This is a genomic window from Streptococcus sp. GMD4S, assembly GCF_000296955.1.
This window is the reverse complement of the sequence record NZ_AJRE01000282.1, coordinates 1-1,006: the sequence shown is the minus strand read 5'-3', so window position 1 is coordinate 1,006 and position 1,006 is coordinate 1. Positions and strand designations below refer to the sequence as shown.

Sequence of the window (1,006 nt, the reverse complement as noted above, 5' to 3'; positions counted from 1 at the left end):
GCTGACTCACTCGCACTTACAGAAGCGGATTGGCTTGAACTTACAGATGCAGATTCGCTTGAACTTACAGATGCTGATTGGCTTGCACTCAATGAAGCTGACTGGCTCGAACTTACTGAAGCGGATTGGCTTGCACTCGCTGAAGCTGACTGACTCGAGCTCAATGATGCAGACTGGCTCGAGCTGACTGAAGCTGACTCACTCGCACTTACAGAAGCGGATTGGCTCGCGCTCGCTGAGGCTGACTCACTTGCACTCGCTGAAGCTGACTGACTTGAGCTAACTGATGCAGATTTGCTTGAGCTGGCTGAGGCGGATTCGCTTGTGCTTACTGAAGCGGATTGACTAGAGCTCAATGATGCAGACTGGCTCGAGCTGACTGAAGCTGACTCACTCGCACTTACAGAAGCGGATTGGCTGGCACTCACTGAAGCGGATTGACTAGAGCTCACTGACGCTGATTGACTCGAGCTCGCTGATGCAGATTCACTTGCACTTACTGAGGCGGATTGACTTGCACTTGCAGATGCTGATTGGCTGGAGCTTGTAGATGCAGACTGACTTGCACTCACTGAAGCGGATTGACTAGCACTTACCGAGGCTGATTGGCTGGAGCTTGTAGATGCAGACTGACTTGCACTCACTGAAGCGGATTGACTTGCACTTACTGAGGCTGATTCACTTGTGCTTACTGAGGCAGACTGACTAGCACTTACCGAAGCTGACTGGCTGGCACTCAATGATGCAGATTGACTAGAGCTTACTGAGGCAGACTGACTTGCACTTGCAGATGCTGATTGACTTGCGCTCGTTGAAGCTGATTGGCTAGCGCTCGCGAAGGCGGATTGACTGGCACTCAATGAAGCGGATTGACTGGCACTTACTGATGCGGATTGGCTCGAGCTTACGGATGCTGATTGACTTGAGCTTACGGACGCTGACTGGCTAGCACTTGCAGATGCTGATTGGCTCGAACTTGCTGAGGCAGATTGGCTGGCACTCAATG

The 1,006-nt window shown here is 51.8% G+C and carries 1 protein-coding gene; it reads right to left on the bottom strand.

Annotation, left to right across the window (positions count from 1 at the left end):
* Nucleotides 1-1,006, bottom strand: a 1,006-nt coding sequence (locus tag GMD4S_RS13040) for a hypothetical protein (RefSeq protein WP_192808345.1), incomplete at both ends; no start/stop codon positions are given.